At 72.2% G+C, this 18,794-nt stretch carries 18 protein-coding genes and 1 tRNA gene; 13 read left to right on the top strand and 6 right to left on the bottom strand.

Translation table 11 applies throughout. The features are described from left to right. Nucleotides 1-37: 37 nt before the first annotated feature. The 3 genes from ACH414_RS21205 to ACH414_RS21215 are packed head-to-tail and all read left to right on the top strand — an operon-like array spanning nt 38 to nt 4,301. Entirely contained in the window at nt 38-1,459 is a 1,422-nt protein-coding gene (locus tag ACH414_RS21205) for a non-reducing end alpha-L-arabinofuranosidase family hydrolase (protein ID WP_398942882.1), read from the top strand. A gap of 53 nt (nt 1,460-1,512) precedes the next feature. Then, nucleotides 1,513-3,159 (top strand): glycoside hydrolase family 27 protein, encoded by a 1,647-nt coding sequence (locus ACH414_RS21210; RefSeq protein ID WP_398942883.1) that lies wholly within the window; start codon nt 1,513-1,515, stop codon nt 3,157-3,159. 26 nt (nt 3,160-3,185) lie between these two features. Further along, the gene (locus ACH414_RS21215; protein WP_398942884.1) at nt 3,186-4,301 is read left to right on the top strand and encodes a ricin-type beta-trefoil lectin domain protein; all 1,116 of its coding nucleotides are present in this window, start codon (nt 3,186-3,188) and stop codon (nt 4,299-4,301) included. A gap of 69 nt (nt 4,302-4,370) precedes the next feature. Here ACH414_RS21215 and ACH414_RS21220 read toward each other — a convergent pair whose 3' ends face one another. Further along, nucleotides 4,371-5,201, bottom strand: coding sequence for a helix-turn-helix domain-containing protein (locus tag ACH414_RS21220; RefSeq protein ID WP_391767923.1), 831 nt, complete (start codon nt 5,199-5,201; stop codon nt 4,371-4,373). 172 nt (nt 5,202-5,373) lie between these two features. On the opposite strand from ACH414_RS21220, the gene ACH414_RS21225 reads away from it, so the two are divergent. After that, nucleotides 5,374-6,567, top strand: a complete 1,194-nt coding sequence (locus ACH414_RS21225; RefSeq protein ID WP_382536554.1) for a Gfo/Idh/MocA family protein — start codon at nt 5,374-5,376, stop codon at nt 6,565-6,567. Nucleotides 6,568-6,618: 51 nt separating this feature from the next. On the opposite strand, the gene ACH414_RS21230 is transcribed toward ACH414_RS21225, so the two are convergent. Beyond that, entirely contained in the window at nt 6,619-7,257 is a 639-nt protein-coding gene (locus ACH414_RS21230) for an endonuclease (RefSeq protein WP_386561313.1), read from the bottom strand. 122 nt (nt 7,258-7,379) lie between these two features. Between ACH414_RS21230 and ACH414_RS21235 the strand changes: the two genes are divergently transcribed. From ACH414_RS21235 to ACH414_RS21265, 7 genes are all read left to right on the top strand, one after another. Continuing rightward, complete coding sequence (locus ACH414_RS21235; RefSeq protein WP_398942888.1) at nt 7,380-7,988, top strand: DNA polymerase ligase N-terminal domain-containing protein; 609 nt, start codon at nt 7,380-7,382, stop codon at nt 7,986-7,988. 31 nt (nt 7,989-8,019) lie between these two features. Beyond that, the gene (gene ligD / locus ACH414_RS21240; RefSeq protein ID WP_386561317.1) at nt 8,020-8,922 is read left to right on the top strand and encodes a non-homologous end-joining DNA ligase; all 903 of its coding nucleotides are present in this window, start codon (nt 8,020-8,022) and stop codon (nt 8,920-8,922) included. Nucleotides 8,923-9,355: 433 nt separating this feature from the next. Then, nucleotides 9,356-11,245, top strand: coding sequence for an ATP-binding protein (locus ACH414_RS21245; RefSeq protein WP_386561319.1), 1,890 nt, complete (start codon nt 9,356-9,358; stop codon nt 11,243-11,245). A 7-nt stretch (nt 11,246-11,252) separates the two neighbouring features. Continuing rightward, complete coding sequence (locus ACH414_RS21250) at nt 11,253-11,687, top strand: roadblock/LC7 domain-containing protein (protein ID WP_382536540.1); 435 nt, start codon at nt 11,253-11,255, stop codon at nt 11,685-11,687. A 2-nt stretch (nt 11,688-11,689) separates the two neighbouring features. After that, nucleotides 11,690-12,061 (top strand): DUF742 domain-containing protein, encoded by a 372-nt coding sequence (locus ACH414_RS21255; protein ID WP_382536537.1) that lies wholly within the window; start codon nt 11,690-11,692, stop codon nt 12,059-12,061. Beyond that, a complete protein-coding gene (locus tag ACH414_RS21260) occupies nt 12,039-12,662 on the top strand; it encodes an ATP/GTP-binding protein (RefSeq protein ID WP_382536535.1) in 624 nt (207 codons plus the stop codon). Before ACH414_RS21255 ends, ACH414_RS21260 begins: the two co-directional genes overlap by 23 nt. Continuing rightward, complete coding sequence (locus ACH414_RS21265) at nt 12,659-13,231, top strand: GAF domain-containing protein (protein ID WP_382536532.1); 573 nt, start codon at nt 12,659-12,661, stop codon at nt 13,229-13,231. The genes ACH414_RS21260 and ACH414_RS21265 overlap by 4 nt, the downstream gene beginning before the upstream one ends. 87 nt (nt 13,232-13,318) lie before the next feature. Here ACH414_RS21265 and ACH414_RS21270 read toward each other — a convergent pair whose 3' ends face one another. Beyond that, a complete protein-coding gene (locus ACH414_RS21270; protein ID WP_386561322.1) occupies nt 13,319-14,518 on the bottom strand; it encodes an acyl-CoA dehydrogenase family protein in 1,200 nt (399 codons plus the stop codon). A 549-nt stretch (nt 14,519-15,067) separates the two neighbouring features. Here ACH414_RS21270 and ACH414_RS21275 point away from each other — a divergent pair. After that, nucleotides 15,068-15,439, top strand: a complete 372-nt coding sequence (locus ACH414_RS21275; protein ID WP_382536528.1) for an MmcQ/YjbR family DNA-binding protein — start codon at nt 15,068-15,070, stop codon at nt 15,437-15,439. 162 nt (nt 15,440-15,601) lie between these two features. Here ACH414_RS21275 and ACH414_RS21280 read toward each other — a convergent pair whose 3' ends face one another. Beyond that, nucleotides 15,602-16,495: a transketolase family protein gene (locus ACH414_RS21280; RefSeq protein ID WP_398942893.1), complete on the bottom strand. Its 894-nt coding sequence runs from the start codon at nt 16,493-16,495 to the stop codon at nt 15,602-15,604. Nucleotides 16,496-16,553: 58 nt separating this feature from the next. Further along, nucleotides 16,554-17,258 carry a transketolase gene (locus ACH414_RS21285; protein WP_386561325.1) on the bottom strand — a complete coding sequence of 235 codons (705 nt, stop codon included), beginning with the start codon at nt 17,256-17,258 and terminating at the stop codon, nt 16,554-16,556. A 125-nt stretch (nt 17,259-17,383) separates the two neighbouring features. Between ACH414_RS21285 and ACH414_RS21290 the strand changes: the two genes are divergently transcribed. After that, nucleotides 17,384-17,457, top strand: a tRNA-Pro gene (locus ACH414_RS21290). A gap of 89 nt (nt 17,458-17,546) precedes the next feature. On the opposite strand, the gene ACH414_RS21295 is transcribed toward ACH414_RS21290, so the two are convergent. After that, nucleotides 17,547-18,506, bottom strand: coding sequence for a LysR family transcriptional regulator (locus tag ACH414_RS21295; protein ID WP_382536519.1), 960 nt, complete (start codon nt 18,504-18,506; stop codon nt 17,547-17,549). Nucleotides 18,507-18,794 lie beyond the last annotated feature (288 nt).

Genomic DNA, 18,794 nt, shown 5'->3' on the forward strand with positions numbered 1-18,794 from the left:
GTCCGTCCCCAGCACCTCGACGAACGAGAGGTCCCTCATGCGCAGACTCCCTTTCCGCCGCCGCGGACATCCCGCCGCGGCGCTCGCCGCCGTGGTCGCGGTCCTGGTCTCGCTGGCGGCGATGCTCGCCGCCGGCCCGGCCCAGGCGGCGACCAGCGGCGCCTTACGCGGCGTCGGTTCCGGCCGGTGTCTCGACGTCCCGGGCGGCACCCGGACCGAGGGTACGAATCCGCAGGTCTGGGACTGTCACGGCGGGACCAACCAGCGCTGGACGCTGACGGACGACAAGCAGCTGACCGTGTACGGCGACAGGTGCCTGGACGTTCCCGGCCACGCCACCACGGCCGGGACCCGGCCGGTGATCTGGAGCTGCAACGGCGGTACGAACCAGCAGTGGCGCATCGACGCCGACGGCACGGTCGTCGCCGTGGAGTCCGGTCTGTGCCTGGACGTGTCGGGCGCCGGTACGGCCAACGGCACGGCGGTGCAGCTGTGGAACTGCGCGGGCAGCAGCAACCAGAAGTGGACCGGCCTCGGCTCGTCCGACGCGTGTGCCCTCCCGTCGACGTACCGGTGGAGCTCGACCGGCCCGCTGGCGCAGCCGGCCAACGGCTGGGCCTCGCTGAAGGACTTCACCACCACGACGTACAACGGCAAGCGCCTGGTCTACGCGACGTACTCCGACGGCAACTGGCACTCGATGGGCTTCGCCCCCTTCACCGACTGGTCGGACATGGCCACCGCCACCCAGACCGGCATGAGCCAGGGCGCGGTGGCTCCCAAGCTGTTCTACTTCGCGCCCAAGAACATCTGGGTGCTGACCTCCAACGGCTGGGGCACCGCATGGCCCTTCGTCTACCGCACCTCCGGCGACCCCACCAACCCCAACGGCTGGTCGGCTCCGCAGCCGCTGTTCACCGGCAGCCTCTCCGACGGCAGCGCGATCGACCCGACCGTGATCGCCGACAGCCGGAACATGTACCTGTTCTTCGCCGGTGACAACGGCAAGATCTACAAGTCGACCATGCCGATCGGGAACTTCCCCGCCAGCTTCGGCTCGTCGTACACGACCGTCATGACCGACACGGTGAAGAACCTCTTCGAGGCGCCGGAGGTCTACAAGGTCCAGGGCCAGAACCAGTACCTCATGATCGTCGAGGCCCGGGGGGCCAGCGAGCAGCGCTTCTTCCGTTCGTTCACGGCCTCCGGTCTGGACGGTCCGTGGACGCCGCAGGCGGCCACCGAGTCGAACCCCTTCGCCGGCAGGGCGAACAGCGGTGCCACCTGGACCAACGACATCAGCCACGGCGACCTGGTCCGCGACAACCCCGACCAGACCATGACCATCGACCCCTGCAACCTCCGGTTCCTCTACCAGGGCCTGGACCCCCACACGCCGTCGGGCACCCCCTACGTCCAACTGCCGTACCGGCCCGGCCTGCTCACCCTGCAGCGCTGATCCGCGCGCGGCCGCTCACCCGCACCCCGACCCCCGCACGGAAGGAACCCCCCATGGTCGCCCCGCACAGACGATTACTGCGTCTCCTCGCGGCCGCAGCGCTGACGCTCACCGCCTGCGCCGCCGCCTTCGCCCCCACGCCCGCCGAGGCCGCGCCGGGAAGCCCCGCGCTCACCCCGCCGATGGGCTGGAACAGCTGGAACAGCTTCGGATGCGGGATCACCGAGGCGCAGGTCCGCGAGGCCGCCGACGCGATGGTGTCCTCGGGCATGAAGGACGCCGGCTACCGGTACGTCGTCGTCGACGACTGCTGGTTCGACCCCCAGCGCGACGCGTCGGGCGGGCTGCGGGCGGACCCGGTCAAGTTCCCGAGCGGCATGAAGGCGCTCGGGGACTACATCCACGGCAAGGGCCTGAAGTTCGGCATCTACCAGGCGCCGGGCGAGCGCACGTGCGCCCAGGGCGTGGGCACCTACCCCGGCTCCACCGGCAGCAAGGGCCACGAGGCCCAGGACGCCGCCGCCTTCGCCTCCTGGGGCGTGGACTACCTCAAGTACGACTGGTGCTCCGGCAGCGGCACCCTCGGTGAACAGGTCGAACGGTTCTCGATCATGCGCGACGCCCTGCGCGCCACCGGCCGCCCGATCGTCTACAGCATCAACCCGAACAGCTTCCACGCCCCCACCGGAGCCACCTACGACTGGGGCCGGGTCGCCGACCTGTGGCGGACGACCGAGGACCTGCTCGACATCTGGCAGAACGACAACACCAACAGCTACCCCATGGGCGTCGGCAACGTCCTGGACATCACCGCGCCCCTGGCCGCGCAGTCCGGCCCGGGACACTGGAACGACCCCGACATGCTGGTCGTCGGCCGCCCCGGCCTGTCCCTGACCGAGTCCCGCACCCACTTCGCCCTCTGGGCGCTGCTCGGCGCCCCGCTCATGGCCGGCAACGACATCCGCACCATGTCCGCCGACGTGAGCGGCATCCTGCGCAACCCGCGGCTGGTGGCGGTGAACCAGGATCCGCTGGGCGCGGGCGGACGCAGGGTGCGCGACGACGGCGGCACCGAGGTGTTCGCCAAGCCCCTGGCCGACGGCTCCGTCGCCGTGGGCCTGATCAACAGGGGAGGGAGCACCGCGACCATCACCACCACGGCCGCGCAAGTCGGCCTCGCCGGCCAGTCGTTCGGGCTGACCGACCTGTGGACCGGCGGCACGTCGAGCACCTCCGGCCAGATCTCGGCGAGCGTCCCCGCGCACGGTGCCGCCGTGTTCAGGGTGACCGGGGGAAGCCCGCTGGCCGCCACCACGGCCCGCCTGCGCGGTACCGGATCGGGCCGCTGCCTCGACGTGGACCGCGCCTCCACCGCGGCCGGGACGCAGACGCTGATCTGGGACTGCCACACCGCCGCCAACCAGCTCTGGACCACGTGGGCCGGAGGCGAGATCCGCGTCTACGGCGACAAGTGCCTCGACGCCTCGGGACGGGGCACCACCAACGGCACACCGGTCGTCGTCTGGCCCTGCAACGGCCAGGACAACCAGAAGTGGACCCCCGGGGCGGACGGGTCGCTGCGCAACGTCCACGCCGGTCTGTGCCTCGACGCGAACGGGGCCGGCACCGCCAACGGGACCCCCGTCGTGCTGTGGACCTGCAACGGCCAGAGCAACCAGAAGTGGACCACGCTCCCGTGACGCGCCACCTTGAGAAAGGGAACCCGATGAGAAGGTCCTGGATCCGCCCCGTGGTCGCGCTCGTCGCGACCGCGCTCGCGGTGACCGCGGCAGGAGCGGCCCCCGCCGCTGCCGCCCCCGCCGCCTCCACCACGCCCCTGCGGGTCATGCCGCTGGGCGACTCGATCACCTGGGGCGTGGGCAGCAGCACGGGCAACGGCTACCGGGCGCCGCTGTGGGACGGCCTCGCGGCGGACGGCCACCCGCTGGACTTCGTGGGCACGGGGCGGGCCGGTTCGATGACCGACCCCGACAACGAGGGCCACTCCGGATACCGCATCGACCAGATCGCCGCACTCGCCGACGCCGCGCTGACCCGCTACCGGCCCAACGTCGTGACGCTGCACATCGGGACCAACGACCTGCAAGGGGCCTTTGAGGCCGACACCGCCATCGCCCGACTGAGGTCGCTGGTCGACCAGGTCACCGCCGACGTCCCCGACGCCACGGTCCTCGTCGCCTCCCTGGTCGTGTCCACCAGCAGCTCCGAGGAGCAGCACCGGGGCGCGTACAACCAGGCCATCCCCCGGATGGTGAGCGAGGCGCAGGCCGCGGGCAAACACGTCGGGTACGTCGACATGAGCGCTCTGACCACCGCCGACCTGGCCGACCCCCTGCATCCCAACGACGCGGGCTACCGGAAGATGGCCGACGCCTTCCGCCGCGGCGTCCAGGCCGCGGACAGCGCCGGGTGGCTGCGGAACCCCGCCCCCGCACCCGCACGCGTACAGTCCGGCATCGCCGGCAAGTGCCTGGACGTCAACGGCGCCGGCACGGCCGACGGGACCGCCGTCCAGACATGGAGCTGCGGCGGCGGCGCCAACCAGCTCTGGTCCGCCTACACCGACGGCACCCTGCGCTCCCTGGGCAAGTGCCTCGACGCCGCCGGCCGGGGCACCGCCAACGGGACCAAGGCGCAGCTCTGGGCCTGCCACGGCGGCGCCAACCAGGTGTGGCAGCCCTACGACGGCGGATACCGCAACCCCGCCTCCGGCCGCTGCCTCGACGTGCCGGGCTCCTCCACCGCCGACGGCACGCAGCTCCAGCTGTGGGACTGCCACGGCGGCTCCAACCAGAAGTGGACCGCGCTGACCGCCGGATGACGGCCGCTCCCGGGATCCGAACCCTCCCGGGTCCGGATCCCGGGAGGACTCCGGCGGGCACCGGGCGCTTCAGAGTCCGCGGCCGTGCCGGAACCGTGCCGGGGTGGTACCGCAGGCGTCGGTGAAGACCCGGTAGAAGCGGCTGACCGAGCCGAAGCCGGCCGCCGCGGCCACCTGGCCGGCCGGAAGGTCGGTGGTCACCAGCAGCCGGCGCGCTTCGGCGAGCCGGTACAGCTTCACGTACTCCCCGATCGTGGTGCGCACGACCTCGCGGAACCGGGTCATGGCGTAGGTCGGGTGGACGTTCGCCGCCGCGGCGACGTCCGCGACCGTGATCGGCTCGCGGAAGTGCCGCGCGATGTACCGGGCCATGGCCACCGCCTGGCGCAGGGCGGGATCGTCACCGGCGTACCGGTGGACCGGATCGCCGGCCGTGGCCAGCGCCAGGCGCCGGACGCGCGCCTGTATCTCCAGCATCGCGATGCGGTGCAGTTCGGCGTCGCCGGCGGCCAGATCCGCGGCCCACTGGGTGAACTTCAACGGGTCGCTGCCGTCGGCACGGTCCGCCGGAGTGACCATCGGCGCGCCCGAGAGCACCCGGGCGACGAGCGACTGCGGCAGTCCCCAGGCCAGGAAACGGTCGAAGGGCACATGCAGCCAGTGGACGCGCGTCGCCCCGCTCGCCACCAACTGGTGCGGGATCGCGGCCCAGAACACGGCCAGTCCGCCTGCCGCGACCTCCAGGAGCTCGCCCCCGTAGAGGTAGAGCATCGACCCGCCGCCCGCCACGAAGTTGATCTCCAGGTCGTCGTGCCGGTGCGCCGTCGACATCAGCGTCGGGCGGCCCGACCAGCCTCGCAGGGACGACGGTTCGTCGACCAGGGCACCCTGAGGATCCAAGAAGTTCTCGCTTCGAAACGGTGCAGACATCGCGGGAGCTCGGATCCTATCGTCGTGGAGCGGCGCCGCTGCGCACGGCGCCCGGCGACCGGCGGACCTCGGCCCCGCTTCCGCCTTCCCCCCTTCCGCCTTCCCGCCTTCCTGACTTCCGCCTTCCTGATGGAGACCTCGCGTGTTCTCACTCGGCATCGTCGGCGCCGGCCAGTTCGCCGGTTCGTTCGCCAAACTCTGGCGTCTGCACCCGCAGGTCGGTGACATCAAGGCCACCGACCTCCTCCCGGAGCGCGCCGAGCAGCTGGTCAGCGCGTACGACCTGGCCGGCACGCTCCCCTCGTTCGAGGACATGCTCGCCTCCGAACTCGACGCGATCGCCCTCTTCACCCAGCGCTGGACGCACGGCCCGCTCGCCGTGCGGGCACTGCGCGCGGGCAAGGACGTCTACAGCGCGGTCCCGATGGCCGTGACCGAGGCCGAGGTCGCGGACATCATCACGGCGGTCGAGGAGACCGGCCGGATCTACATGATGGGCGAGACGAGCCACTACCACCCGGCGACCGTCTACGCGCGCGAGCGGATCGCCTCGGGAGCGTTCGGCCGGATCTTCTACGCGGAGGGCGACTACGTCCACGACATGGACTGGGGCTTCTACGACGCGTACAAGTACAGCGGCGGCGAGAACTGGAAGTCCACCGCCAGCTACCCGCCGCTGCTCTACCCCACCCACTCGATCGGCGGAGTCCTCGGCGCCTGGCAGACCCACGCCGTGAGCGTCTCGGCGATCGGCGTCCCCGACGAGCGCGGCGACGGCGTGTTCGACCGGGAGATCAGCCGGTTCGACAACGACTTCTCCAACGCGACCGCCCTGTTCGAAGTCGCCGGCGGCGGCAGCTTCCGCACGAACGAGTTCCGCAGGGTCGGATACATCGGCAAGGAGTCGCGCTTCCGCTACTTCGGTACGGAGGGGGTCTTCGAGCAACTCGGCTCGGTCAGCCTGTGGCAGGACAAGAAGGGCGAGCACGACGTCACCGCGCAGTTGCGTCCCGCGCCCACCCTCGCACCGGACGACCCGGCGCTCTCCCACGTCGCGCCGGAACTGCGCGGCGCCTTCGCCTCGGGCACCGCCCCCGTCCACGACCGCTCCCGGCTCCCGCGCGAGTTCGCGCACGCGCCGAACGGGCACGAGGGCAGCCACCACTTCCTCGCCGACGACTTCGCCGTCGCGGTCACGACCCGGACGCCTCCGCCGCTGCACGCGTGGACGGCCGCCCGCTACACCCTGCCCGGCATCATCGCCCACCAGTCCGCTCTCCAGGGCGGAGCGCGTCTGCCGGTCCCCGACCACGGGGACGGACCGCGCACCGCGTGAGACCACCCGGCCGCGGGGCGCGCCGGGGGACCGGGGGCGAGGCGACGCGCCTCACGCGTCCGGCAGCTCCTTCGCCGCGTCCTTCGACAGGCCGACCCGCACGAGCGCGGCCGCGAACCTGGCGTGGTCCTCCGGAGGCACCCGCCGCCCCAGCCCGCGCGGCGTGTGCGGCAGGCCGAGCCGCTTCGCCGCCTCGCACGCCCGCTCGTCGAAGAAGGGGCGCAGCCACGGCCAGACCTCCTGGACCTCCCGGCAGAAGATGCCCGCGCCGACCGGCCCGATCCGCGGGACCTCCCGCAGCAGCCCGCGCAGGGCGTCCGGATCGTCGCCGGCCTCCTCCCGCATCCGGCGCAGGTCGCCGTGCCAGCGTTCGAGGACCAGCCGCGCCCCGTCGCCGAGGGCCGTGGCGGTGCTCTCGTCGTACCGCACGTAGTGGGCCCGGCCCAGGGCGTCCACCCGGTCCTGCCAGGTGGAGTCGGCCATCGCCCGGGGCGTGCGGAGCCCGGCACGGAACAGCTCCCGGGCGGCGTCCGTCGCGATGCGGGCGCTGATCCGGACCGAGCAGAGCACCGTGAGCACCAGGAGCTGGTAGAGCGCCCCGGGCTTGTCGCGCAGCGTGATGCCGGCCTCCTGTGCGTACGTCCGGCCGTGCTCGGACAGCAGCCGGGCCGTGACCGCCTCGACGCCCATCGCGGGCCACCTCGCCTTCCTCGGCCTGTGCCCCGGCGGCTGCCCCGTATCCCCGGGGGCACACGGGACGTGTCGGCTCCGAACCGCGGGGTACGCGCGGATGCGGGAGAGGGGGTACGACCGTGGCCGCACCGGACACCCTGGCCGAGTACCGGCGCAGACGGGACTTCGGCAGGACCCGCGAGCCCCGCGGCGGGGACGGCGCGGGCCCGGCCGGCGAGCCCGTGTTCGTCGTCCAGATCCACGACGCGAGCACCCTGCACTTCGACTTCCGCCTGGAGGTCGACGGGGTGCTCAGGTCCTGGTCGGTCCCCAAGGGCCCGTCCGGCGATCCCCACGACAAGCGCCTGGCGATGCCCACCGAGGACCACCCGCTGGAGTACCGCGACTTCGAGGGGACCATCGCCCGGGGCGCGTACGGGGCCGGCACCGTGATCATCTGGGACGAGGGCAGCCACCACAACCTCAGCACCGACGAGCGGGGCCACGAGATCCCGTTCGCCGAGGCGCTCCGCGCCGGCCACGCCTCGTTCCGGCTGGCCGGCCGCAAGCTGCGCGGCGACTGGGCGCTCACCCGCTTCCGCGACGGATCGGGCGGCGACCGGGAGGCGTGGCTGCTGGTCCGCCGCGGGCACCGCGCCCACGGCGGCACGCCCGACCCGAGGCGCGCGCGCTCGGCGCGCAGCGGACGGACGCTCGGGCAGGTCGCGGGGGAGGGGGAGGGGGCATGAACCAGGACGTCATCCGTGAGCGAGGCACGCCATGACCACCACCGACATCCACGTGAGCGGCCGGACCGTCGCGATCAAACGCGCGGGCAAGGAGCTCTTCCCCGACGACGGCATCACCAAGGCCGACCTCGCCGCGTACTACCGCCGGGTCGGCCCGCGGATCCTCCCGCACCTGCGCGGACGTCCGCTGATGCTGGAGCGGCATCCGGAAGGCGTCGGCGGGGGCCGTTTCATGCAGAAGGACACCCCCGGCCACTTCCCGGACTGGATCCACCGCCGGGAGCTGCCCAAGGAGGGCGGCACCGTCACCTACCCGGTCTGCGACGACCTGGCCACCCTGCTCTACCTGGTCGACCAGGCGTGCATCACCCCGCACCGCTGGCTGTCCAAGGCCGACCGGCCCGACCACCCCGACCGGCTGGTCTTCGACCTCGATCCGCCCGGCGAGGACTTCGAGCCGGTCCGGCGGGCCGCCGGGCTGGTGCGCGAGGTGCTCGACGCGCTCGGACTGCCCGCGACCCTGATGACCACCGGCTCCCGCGGGCTGCACGTCCTGGTGCCGCTCGACCGGCAGGCCCCGTTCGACGAGGTCCGTGCCTTCGCCCGCGACGTGGCCGAGCTGCTCGCCGCGCGCCACCCGGACCTGCTCACCACCGCGGCGCGCAAGGAGGCCCGCGAGGGGCGGCTCTACCTCGACGTCCAGCGCAACGGCTACGGCCAGACCTCCGTCACCCCCTACGCGGTCCGCGCCCGGCCCGGCGCCCCGGTCGCCATGCCGCTGAGCTGGAGCGAACTGGACGACGCCGACCTGACGCCGCGGCGCTGGACGCTCGCCGACGTCGACGAGCGCCTGGAGCGGGAGGACCCCTGGCGGGGGGAACCGCGCCGCGGGCGCTCGCTGAAGGCGGCGCGGGGACGGCTGGCGAAGCTCTGATGCGGAACGGACGCGAACGCGAACACGGGACCGGGGGAGAGCGGCGGAGGCGGCGCCCGGGCGGCGGACGGAGTGCGCCCGAGGACGTGTCCGCCCCTCGCCCGCGCCCCCACGTCGGATTCCGGACGGATTCCGGTCACGGCCGAATCCCGTGGAGGGCGGCGGCGTGCAGCCGCCTCCGGCTTCTTCCGCTCCCGCCTCCGCTCCGCGGCCGTCGATTTTCGGCCGACTGTTATCGGCCCGTCGGCCGAGGGGTCTAGCAGAGTCGGGTGTCCGACGGGGTAAGTTTGCCAACTGCGCACCGCACATGAACGGTTGACCACTACAGTGGCTGCTTGGTGATCATCGGTAGGCTCATCACACCCACGTAGTAATCCTCCCCGTAGCGCACCCCCGTAGTACGCCGATTCCTGGGCACGTACCAAGGACACTCATGTCTCAACTTCGCGCACCCGCCGGGCGGTCCGACCGCCGCGAGGGCGGGCGCCACGGCCGGTCCGGCGCCCGCACCGCCGCCGGTCCGGCCGGCACCGGTTCCGCACAGTCCCCCGCGCCGCTTCCGACCGAAGCGCGCATACGCCCCCAACTCCTGCGTACCTCCGTGCTTCCGGCCGTCGCGGTCGCGCTCGGCGGCGCCGCCGCCGTGCTCTTCACCATCCGCTCCACCGGGGCCGAGCTCACGCCCGGGCTGTGGGCCGCGCTCACCGGCGCGGCCGCGCTCACGGTCGCCTCGGTGACCGCGGCCGCGCTCGGCGCCGACCGGGCCGCCAAGTCGGTCCTCGACCGCGCCAACGCCCTGCGCCGCACCAGTGCCCGCGGCCAGAGCGAACTGCGTACGGTCGTCGAACAGTTGCGCAGGGGCGAGACCCCCGAAGCCCGCCCGGCCCTCCCGGCCGGCACCGGAGCGCAGGACGAGTTCGACCTGCTCGCCCACGAGCTGACGCGCTCTCACGAGGCCGCCGTCAGCGCCGTGGTGCAGGCCTCCCGGCTCTCCAGCAGCGTCGGCAACGAACAGAAGGTCGAGGTCTTCGTCAACCTCGCCCGCCGGCTCCAGTCCCTCGTCCACCGCGAGATCCAGCTCCTCGACGAGCTGGAGAACGAGGTCGAGGACCCGGAGCTGCTCAAGGGCCTGTTCCACGTCGACCACCTCGCCACCCGCATCCGCCGGCACGCGGAGAACCTCGCCGTCCTCGGCGGCGCCATCTCCCGCCGCCAGTGGTCCAATCCGGTCACCATGACCGAGGTGCTGCGCTCCTCCATCGCCGAGGTCGAGCAGTACCCGCGGGTGAAGCTGGTCCCGCCGATCGACGGTACGCTGCGGGGCCATGCCGTGGCCGACGTCATCCACCTGCTCGCCGAACTGGTCGAGAACGCGACCCTGTTCTCCGCCCCGCACACCACGGTGCTGCTGCGCGCCCAGTACGTCACGGCCGGCCTCGCCATCGAGGTCGAGGACCGCGGCCTGGGCATGCCCGTCACCGAGCAGAACAAGATGAACGCCCTGCTCGCCGACCCCGATCAGGTCAACGTCGCCCACCTGCTCCAGGACGGCCGCATCGGCCTGTTCGTCGTCTCGGCCCTCGCCCGGCGCCACGGCATCGCCGTCCGGCTCCAGTCGAACATCTACGGCGGTGTCCAGGCCGTCCTGGTGCTGCCGCAGGGGCTCCTCGGCGCCGACCCCGAGGGCCTGGCCCGCAACGAGAACCGCGCCGCCGCCCAGGCCGCCGCCGCCCCGCAGGGCCAGGCCGCGCCCCCCGCGCAGCCCCTCCCCGCGGCGGCCCCGGCCCCCGCGGCCGCTCCGGCCGCCGCCCCCGCGCCGATCCAGGCCCCGACCGCCCCGGTCCAGGCCCCGGCGGCCCCCGCCGTCACCGCGCCCGTGCCGCCGCACATGCCCGCACCGGCCCCCGCACCGGTCCGGTCGCAGGCGCCGGACCGGATGGCGGCACCCGGCCCCGCGCAGACGCAGAACCCGGTCCCGGTCTACGCCGACGCGGCCCCCGCCGCGACCGGCCACCTCGCCGGTGTCCCGCACCAGCCCAGCCACGCCGAGTCCCCCCGGCCCGGCGCTGCCTTCCCCGCCCCGACGCCCGAGGTCCCCCCGGCCCCGAGCGGCGGAGCACCGGGCAGGCCCGTCCTCCCCAAGCGGCGCGCCCAGGAGCACCTCGTCCCGCAGCTGCGCGACGAGCCCTCCGTCCGCAAGCCCGAGGAGCACGCCCTGCACGACCCGGGCCTGATGGCCGCCTTCCAGCGCGGCATCGGACTCGCCGAATCCCAGCCCGCCCCCCGTGAACCGCTGCGTCCAGGCGACGCGCACAAGGAGTAGATGCACCATGGCGAGCAATGTGCCGAGCGGCCATTCCTCGGATCTCGACTGGCTGCTCAGCGGCCTGGTCCAGCGGGTCCCCTACACCCGTAACGCCGTACTGCTCTCCTCCGACGGCCTGGTGAAGTCCGTCCACGGCCTGGACCCCGACGCGGCCGACCACATGGCGGCGCTGGCCTCCGGGCTCTACTCGCTCGGCCGCAGCGCCGGCGCGCGGTTCGGCGACGGCGGCGAGGTGCGCCAGGTGGTGGTCGAGCTGGACTCCACCCTGCTCTTCGTCTCCACCGCCGGCTCCGGCACGTGTCTCGCCGTCCTGGCGGGCCGCGAGGCGGACGCCGCCGTCCTTGGCTACGAGATGGCGATGCTCGTCAAGAGCGTGCGGCCGTATCTGGTCACCCCGGCCAGACAGGCCGCCGGCGCGGCGGGCAGTGCGGGACAGTGATCATGGGGTCCCACCAGGAAGGACCCTGGCTCGACGACGCGGCAGGCAGGCTGATCCGTCCGTACACCGTCAGCGGTGGCCGGACCAAGCCGACCGCCGCGCTCGACCTGCTCTCGATGGTGATGGCGACCGGCACCAGTCCCCAGCCGCACATGGGTCCCGAACACAGCCTGGCCCTCGGGCTGTGTGACGGACCCACATCGGTAGCGGAGATCGCGGCGCACTTACGGCTCCCGGCCGTCGTCACCAAGGTCCTGCTCTCCGACCTCGTGGACTGCGGGGCGCTCACCGCCCGAGCGCCCCGTTTCCACGCCAACCCAACCGACCGTTCCTTGCTGGAGGCAGTGCTCGATGGCCTACGACAACGGCTCTGAGCGCCACGACAGTCTTGCCGCCGACCCCTTCCCCACCGCGCTGAAGATCCTGGTGGCGGGCGGATTCGGCGTGGGCAAGACCACCTTCGTGGGCGCGGTCAGCGAGATCGAACCGCTCAGCACCGAGGAGCTGCTGACCTCGGTCAGCGCGGCCACCGACAGCCTGGAGGGCGTGGAGTCCAAGACCACGACCACCGTGGCCATGGACTTCGGGCGGATCACCCTCGACGACCGCAATGTGCTCTACCTCTTCGGCACCCCCGGCCAGGAGCGCTTCTGGTTCATGTGGGACGAGCTCTCCGAGGGCGCCCTCGGCGCGGTCGTCCTCGCCGACACCCGGCGCCTCCAGGACTGCTTCTCCGCCGTCGACTTCTTCGAACGGCGGGGCATCGGATTCGTGGTGGCCGTCAACGAGTTCGACGGGGCCTACCGCTACGACCCCGACGAGGTGCGGGCGGCTCTCGACCTCAAGCCCACCGTGCCGGTCCTGCTCTGCGACGCCCGGATCTCCAGCTCCGGCATCCGCACCCTGCTGACCCTCGTCCAGCATCTGCTCACCACCATCCCGGCCGGCGTGCCGAGCTACGGAGCCACGACATGACCTACGACCCGACCGGTCATCTGCTGCTCACCCCCATCGACAACGAGGCGCCCACCCGGGTCCGCCGACTGCGCGAACTGGGACTCGGCGAGCAGCCCGACCCGGCCTTCGACGCGTTCGCCGGCCGGCTCGCGGAGGTGACCGGCGCGCCCTTCTCGATGGTCAACTTCATCGACGAGAACCGGCAGTTCTTCGCCGGACTGCACACCCCGGCCGGCACCCACTCGGGCAGCGACCTCGGCGCGGCCGCGGCCGGCTCCGGTGGTGTCGGGCGCTTCATGGCCCGTGACCACGGCTACTGCCCGCACGTGGTGGTGCGCCGCAAGGCCCTGGTCCTGGAGGACGTCTGCGACTACCCGCGGTTCGCGGGCAACCCGGTCGTGGACGAGATCGGCATCCGCTCCTACATGGGCGCGCCGCTGATCGACCGGACCGGGGTCGCGCTGGGCACCATCTGCGTGGTCGACACGGACGTGCACGCCTGGGGGCGGGCCGGTCTGGAGACGATCAAGGCGATGGCGGCCGAGCTGGTCGACCAGATCCACCGCCGTGAGGACGGGCGCATCTGACGGCCCCGGCCGTCACCCCGTACGGGTGCCCCGGTGTTCGGCTTCGTTGCCGGACTCCGGGGCACGGTTCTTCCTTGTGGGCTCGGGTCAGCAGCCCGCGGGCTCCAGACGGACCAGCTCCGACAGGCGCTCGGACCAGCTGCCCTTGTCCTGTCCGAGGGCGACCTCGGCCAGTCGGAGGAGCTGGACGTCGGAGGTGCCGGCCGGGGCGAAGATGTGGTGCGCGTCGCGGAGGTACCGCTCGATCGGGCGGTCCGTGAAGAGGCCCGCGGCGGCGTGGATCTCCATGGCGTTGCGGCCGGAGTCGAGGGCGGACTCGACGTTCACCAGCTTGGCGTTCATGAGCTCGGTGTCGCAGGACATGCCCTGGTCGAGCAGGTGGACGGCGTGGTAGGCCGCCAGCCGGGCCGTCATCAGACGCGACTGCATCTGGCCCAGCTTCAGCTTGACGGTGGGGAGTTCGGCGAGCGGCTTGCCGTAGCGGATGCGTTCGGTGGCGAACCGGGTGGTCTCCTCCAGGATGGCCTGGTGGATGCCGAGCGACACGGCCGTGAGGTTGGCCCTCCCGTACAGGACGCTGGAGGAGTACGCGACGGCGAGGCCGTCCCCCTCGTCGCCGAGCCGGTTGGACGCCGGGACCCGGCAGTTCTCGAAGATCAGCTCGCCGAAGCTGAAGCCGTGCAGCCCCATGGCGGGCTGCTGCGGACCGGTCCTGAACCCCGGGCGATCGGATTCGACCAGAAAAGCGGTGAGTCCCTTCGAGCCGGGACCGGTCCTGACCACGACGCCGTGGAGGTCGCCGACATGGCTGTTGCCGACGTACACCTTGCTGCCGTTGAGGATGTAGTCGTCGCCGTCACGTTCCGCGGTCGCGGACATGCCGAGCACATGACCGCCGGACTCCGGCTCGGTGACCGCGATGGTCGGCAGGCACTCACCGGCGGCGATGGCCGGAAGCCAGGTCTTCCGCTGCTCGTCGCTGCCGAAGTGCACGATCTTGGCCGTGCCCAGCTGCGAGGCCTGGACCATGGCACCCATCGCGCCGCTGACTCGCGAGAGCTCCTCGATGATGATGGTTTTGGCCAGATGGCCGGCGCCCATCCCGCCGTACTCGTGGCTGATAGTCGCTCCCAGCCAGCCCTGTTCGGCGATCAGCCGGGACAGTTCGTGGTGGACCGAGCGTGACGCCTCCATCTCCGGTATCCGTGGCCGAACCTCACTCTCCGCGAAGTGCCGGACCTCCTCCCGGAGCTGATGGTGCAGTCGGCTGCTGAAGTAGCCGTCCATAGGAGTCCTCCCCTGCGAAACGCCTGCTCGTCTAGTGGTCCGAACAGGTGGTGCATCGGCAGTGGTCCCGTCCCGAACAGGCCGACCACTTCATGGTGTTGATCTTTCTCGGGCGGATCAATATCGCCACCAACTTTGTCCGAAAACGGAATGGTTGACGTTTGTTTCCGACTGTGTTTCGCGAGATGTTGGCCTGCTCAGTCCGATCCGAAGGACATTCCCCGGGGGCATCTTTCTGCCACATGCCAACGGCAAAGGTTTGGTGGTCATATGGCGGCGAGACCGGTCGGGTCGCCTCATACGCCCCTTCTTCACCGAAGGGGCGGCATTCCGGAACCGTCCCGGGAGCGGCGCGAGGCCCGGAACCACGGGGCTGGCGGGCCCTCGGGGGTGCTCCGGCAGGGCGGGCGCCCTGCGTGCGGGGCGTGTGGGGGCATCACGAGGCGCAGGGGCGCGTCACGGAGCGTGAAGGCAACGGGTGACGGAGCGTGCGCGGGCGCGTACGCCGTTCAGCGCTCCTCGCCCGCCGGGAGGTCGTACCGTCGGAGCATGGTCACTTCCGAGGATGTGCGCAGGATCGCCCTCTCCCTGCCGGAGGCGGTCGAGAAGCCCGCCTGGGGCATGCCGACCTTCCGGGCGGGCCCGGGTGGCCGGATGTTCGCCTCGCTGGCCGACGACGACCAGGTGATCGGGGTCAGGTGCCCGAAGGAGGAGCGGGCGGAGCTGATCGCCGCCGAACCCGCGAAGTTCTTCCTGCGCGCGGGGCACGACGACGGGTACGCATGGATCCGCGTCCGGCTCGGCGCGCTCGACGACGAGGACGAACTCCGCGCGATCCTGACCGACTCCTGGCGCCAGGCCGCTCCCCGGAGCCTCCTCGACCGGCACCCCGAGCTGAGCGGGACGCCGGGGGAGGGCTGAGCGCGTGGCGGCCCGGGCGTGCCGGGGGCTTGGCCGCCGCCGGCATCCGGGCGCCCTCCCGGCAGCGGGCCGCCCTCCCCGGCAACGGGCCGCCCTCCCCGGCAGCGGGCCGCCGCGACGTCGCCCCTCCCCGGCGGCCAGGCGGACACCTCCGGATCCCCGTCACCCCAGAAACGCGTCGATCCGCGCCCGCAGGGCCGTCGGGTCGAGCCCCTGGCCGGCCAGGTGCTCCTCGATCGTCCCGTAACGGCGCAGCTCGCGGCGTCCGATGCCGAGCCCGAGCACCCGGTGGGGCACCTGGGCCAGTGCGTCGTTGGCCGCGGCGGTCGAGGTCCCGGCGAGGTACGGCTCCACCAGGACGACGTCCGGCCGGGCCGTGGCCACCGCCCGGCGCAGGGTCCCGCCGTCGAAGGGGCGCACGGTCGTGGCGTACACGACGCTCACGTCCAGCCCCTCCGTCGCGGCCAGCACGTTGTCGAGCATCGGTCCGACCGCGACGACGACACCCCGGGAGCCCTCGCGCAGCACGGAGAAGCCGCTCCGGGGGCGCGGCCGCGCGGAGGCGTTGGCGTGCGCCGACAGCCGGACGTACACCGACCCGTCGCCCGCCGCGGCCTCCCGCAGCACGGCCTCCGCCTCGTCGGGGTGCCCCGGCACATGGACGGTCCAGCCGTCCAGGGTGTCCATCAGCGCCACATCGCCGGGCGACATATGGGTGAAGCCCCCGGCCGGCCAGTCGTACGAGCCGCCCGCGCTGACCAGGACGCCTTGTGCGCCCTGGTGTCCGAAGTCCAGCTTCAGCTGCTCGAAGGGCCGCTCCACGAGGAAGCTGGCGAAGGTGTGCATGACGGGCCGCATCCCCGTCAGCGCCATCCCGCCGCCCGTCCCGATCAGCAGCTGCTCACGGATCCCGACGTTGATCACCCGGTCGGGGTGGCGCTCCTGCGCCCGCCGGAATCCGTCCTTGCTGATCTCGGCGAGCACGAGCGCGAGCCGGGGGTCCTCGTCGAGCAGCCGGCTGGTGGTGGCGATGAAACGATCACGCATGGTGTCCATGGAAAGGGGTCTCCTCGGGGTCCTGGGGGGCCGTTCTCGGGGGCCAGGGGTGGGTGCGTCAGGCGTTCTTGGGCTCGACACGGGCGACGACGGCCCGCGGCCGGCCGGGGTGCGGGGCGGTGAAGGCCGCGTACAGCGCCTCGTGATCACGCCCGTCCACCGTCTCGGCGGACCACCCGGCGGCCTCGAAGCGCGAGGCGATCCCGCCGGGCCACCCGTAGGTGGCGGAACCGTTGTCGATCACCAGCGTGTGCAGCTGCTCGAGCCCGGCCGGCCCCGCGTAGCCGATGGCCTCGTGGTTGCTGCCCTCGTCCAGCTCGGCGTCGCCGATCAGCACCCACACCCGCGGCTCGGTGAGCCCCTGCGCCCGCAGCCCCAGCACGCTGCCCACCGCGAGCGGCAGCCCGTGCCCGAGCGAGCCGCTGCCGATCTCCGCCCCGGGCACGAGCGTCCGGTCCGGGTGGTGCCCGAGCGGCGACGCGTACGCGCCGAACCCGCCGAGCAGCTCCTCGCCGAAGAACCCCTTCGCGGCCAGCACGGCGTAGTACGCCATCGGCCCGTGCCCCTTCGACAGCAGGAACCGGTCCCGCTCCTGGTCGGCCGCGGTCTCGGGGGAGACCCGCAGCACCCGGTCGTAGAGGACCCAGAGCGCGTCGAGGGTGGAGGTCGCGGCGGTGGAGTGCTTCTCGTCCCCGGTCATGAGCGCCATCAGCCGGTGCAGCTCGTGGACGGCGTCTTCCTTGGTGTACGTCGCGTTCGTCATGGCGTACACGCTGCTACCTCAAGCGCGCTTGAGGTCAAGCGTCGAACTGGTTCGTGACCACCGGGGGAAGTGCGGTATGGTTCTCATGCGCGTTCGGCCGGGGAAACCCCAGGTCAGACGGGCACCGGGACGTGGCGCAGCTTGGTAGCGCACTTGACTGGGGGTCAAGGGGTCGCAGGTTCAAATCCTGTCGTCCCGACTGTGCGGAAACGCAGTCGGAGGCCGTTCTCTCATCTTGGGAGGACGGCCTTTCGTGCGTCCGGGGGCGAGGAGGGCGCGCCCCGCCGGTCAGCAGTAGGCCGACTCCAGCTCCAGCAGGGGAGTGAGGTTCTGCGCGGTTCCCGTCGGCAGGCCGGTGCGGTGCAGCTGCTTGCAGATGTCCTCCAGGGCCGCGATCTGGGGCTTGTCGCGGTCCACCGTGGGCCACACCACGCCCAGGGTGCAGTCCGGCAGGTCGTGCACCGGCAGATAGCGCAGGTCGGGGCGGGGGTAGAGCCGGGCGGCGGCCGCCGGGACGAAGGCGATCGCGCCGCCGAAGGAGGCCATCGACAGGAGCGACTCGAACCGCGTGACGTGATGGGTGGTGTAGCTGACGGGGGCGCCGTCCGGGCGGGGGTCCGCCGCCCAGAAGTCGCGGCCCTCCTGGAACATCTCCGGGGCCAGGCTGACCACGGGGTAGCCGGCCAGGTCCGCCAGGCTCACCGAGGAGCGCGAGGCCAGCGGATCGGAGCTGGCGACGCACACCACGCGCGGCTCCGTGGTCAACGGCAGGCTGTCCATCCCCTCGGGAGCAGGGAGATAGGCGAAGGCCGCGTCGATCTTGCCGTGCTCCAGGGCGGTCATCTGCTCGACGAAGTCGAGTACGTGGATCTCGGGGCCCATACAGGGGTACAGGGCGGACCAGGCGCCGAGCACGCTGCGGGTGGCCTCCAGCGCGGCGACGTTCTCGCACACCCCCAGTCGCAGCCGGGTGTCGCCGAGCGCGGAGCGGGACGCCGCGTTGCGCAGGTGCTCCGTCGCGTTGACGACCTTCCTGACTAACGGCAGCAACGACTGCCCCGTCGGGGTGAGTTCGACCCGTCTGCTGGTGCGGGTGAAGAACTGCACCCCGAGGCGCTGTTCCAGGGAACGGATCTGCTGGCTGAGCGCGGGCTGGCTGAGGTAGAGCTTGCTGGCCGCGCGCTTGAAGTGGAGCTCCTCGGCCAACGTGAGCAGCAGCCTCAGCTGGTGAATGGTCGGATCCTCCATGATCGGCTCCCCCAAGATTCATAACGCTTAATCAAACGCCCCTTGCATATGCGCAATTGATTAGGCGTTGACCGAGTCGCTGCGCAAATGGCAGCATGGGCCCCCACTGTAGCGGGGCACTCTAGCGTGGGCCAGGGCGGGTGGTCACCCGATCGGTTCATTCTGCTTGTAATTCGGGGGCCCGGTCTGCCCGTCGAGGCGGGGCCGGGATAGTGCGCTGCTTGTTCGGCCCGTCGTGCAACGGGCCCGGCCGGGCAGGGTCGGGCGGTCGGCCTGACACTCCGGAGG

The organism is Streptomyces sp. NPDC020422 (assembly GCF_044386705.1).
GTDB lineage: Bacteria > Actinomycetota > Actinomycetes > Streptomycetales > Streptomycetaceae > Streptomyces.